Here is a 1830-nt window from a genome sequence, read left to right as displayed (position 1 = left end):
GTCAAGGAGCGCCGCCAGTTCGGCAAGCCGATCTCTGATTTCCAGGGTGTGCAGTTCATGCTGGCGGACATGGCGATGCGGCTGGAGGGCGCGCGGCAGTTGACCTATCACGCGGCGATTAAGTCCGAGCGGGCGATGCACGGCGAGAAGATCCCGGACCTGACCTTTGTTTCGTCGGCGTGCAAGGCGCTGGCCTCGGACGTGGCGATGGACGTCACCACCGACGCGGTCCAGTTGCTGGGCGGGTATGGGTACACGCGGGAGTTCCCGGTGGAGCGGATGATGCGCGACGCCAAGATCACCCAGATCTACGAGGGCACCAACCAGATCCAGCGCATGGTCATCGCCCGCCAGCTCCTCAAGTGATCCGCGGCTCCCTGCCGCGCCGCGACGGCGGCTGACGCGCCTCGTCCCGGGAAACACCGCCGCGACGGCAGGTGACGGCGAAAGGCTGTCGCCGCCGGGGGAGTGCCGTCAGGATGGTGGTGCCGGCGGTCCATCGCGGACAAGGGAGTGCGCATGAGCGGAACCGGGCCCGCGCCCGAGATCGACACGAGCGTGTCGCACGTGGCGCGCATCTGGAACTACTGGCTGGGCGGCAAGGACAACTACCCCGTCGACCGGGAGGTCGGCGACCAGATCCTCGGGATGCTCCCGGACGTGGCGCGCCTCGCCCGCGCCTCCCGGCTGTTCCTCAACCGGGTCGTCTGGCACCTGGCCGCCGAGGCGGGCGTCCGCCAGTTCATCGACATCGGGACGGGCCTGCCCACCGTCGACAACACCCACGAGGTCGCGCAGCGCGCCGCGCCCGACGCGCGGATCGTCTACGTCGACAACGACCCGCTCGTCCTCGCGCACGCGCAGGCGCTGCTCACCAGCACCCCCGAGGGCGTGACCGCCTACATCGACGCCGACCTGCGCGACCCGGAGCGCATCCTGGCGAAGGCCGCCGAGACCGTCGACTTCGACCGCCCGGTCGCGTTCACGCTGATGGGGATCCTCGAGTTCATCACCGACGACGAGCAGGCGTACTCGATCGTCCGGCGGCTGCTGGACGCGGCGCCGTCCGGCAGCTACTTCGCCATGTACGACGGGACGAACGTCGTCCACGGTGAGGCGTCGGACCGGATCGTCGACGTGTGGAACGCGTCCGGCAACGCCGGCCTCGTGCTGCGCTCGCCCGAGCGGATCCGCCGCTTCTTCGACGGCCTGGAGCTGCTGGAGCCCGGCGTCGTCCCGGTGAACGAGTGGCGGCCCGAGGTGACCGTCGGGACCGAGCCGGAGCCCGTGGACGCCTACGGCGGCGTCGGCCGCAAGCCCTAGCCGGGGCGTCCGCCGCCGGGCGGCCCGTCCGCGTGCTGCAGGATCTCGGTGATCGCGAACGCCGCGTCGAGCCGCCCGCCCCGCACGGCGGCCTGGTAGTAGACGAGCGCGACCTCCCGGCCGGCCCTGTCGCGGCCCCGGCCCGCCCGGTCGCCGAGCCGGTGGGCGTGGCGTGCCGCCTCCTGGGCGTCGAGCCCGTCCGGCGAGGCGTCCAGCAGGTCCAGCGCGCCGGGATGGCCGGCCGCCGCGGCCTCGATCAGCAGCGGGACGGTCTCCTCGCCCCGGGCAGGATCGGTGCCGAGCAGCACCGCGACCCGGTAGAGCGCGTCGGCGTCCCCGGCCGCCGCGCGGCCGAGCAGGCCCCGCCCATGCGGGCCGTACCCGGCGACGGTCGCCCGCTGCGACTCCGTCAGCCGCACCCGCCTGACCGGCTCACGCTGCGGCGGCGCGAGCGCCGCCCCACCCGCGGGCGGCCGCGGCGGCGGGACGTCCCGGGCCGCGGACCGG

At 73.5% G+C, this 1830-nt stretch carries 3 protein-coding genes; 2 read left to right on the top strand and 1 reads right to left on the bottom strand.

The features are described 5' to 3' along the window. Both F9B16_RS50275 and F9B16_RS50270 read left to right on the top strand, forming a co-directional pair. A partial coding sequence (locus F9B16_RS50275; RefSeq protein WP_264159870.1) for an acyl-CoA dehydrogenase family protein occupies window positions 1-366 on the top strand: 366 nt, incomplete at its 5' end. Window positions 367-519: 153 nt separating this feature from the next. After that, window positions 520-1323 carry an SAM-dependent methyltransferase gene (locus F9B16_RS50270; RefSeq protein ID WP_151547327.1) on the top strand — a complete coding sequence of 268 codons (804 nt, stop codon included), beginning with the start codon at window positions 520-522 and terminating at the stop codon, window positions 1321-1323. Here the strand turns inward: F9B16_RS50270 and F9B16_RS50265 are convergent. Next, window positions 1320-1830: hypothetical protein (locus F9B16_RS50265; protein WP_225992695.1), on the bottom strand; the 511-nt coding region annotated here is incomplete at its 5' end. The two genes, F9B16_RS50270 and F9B16_RS50265, sit on opposite strands and share 4 nt — an antisense overlap.

The organism is Actinomadura montaniterrae (genome assembly GCF_008923365.1).
Lineage (GTDB): Bacteria > Actinomycetota > Actinomycetes > Streptosporangiales > Streptosporangiaceae > Spirillospora > Spirillospora montaniterrae.
This window is presented reverse-complemented; position numbering and strand designations above follow the sequence as displayed.

What these genes read in the sequence shown, in the direction of transcription:
- F9B16_RS50270 (WP_151547327.1), top strand. Translation starts at nt 520, where the DNA reads ATGAGCGGAACCGGGCCCGCGCCCGAGATCGACACGAGCGTGTCGCAC.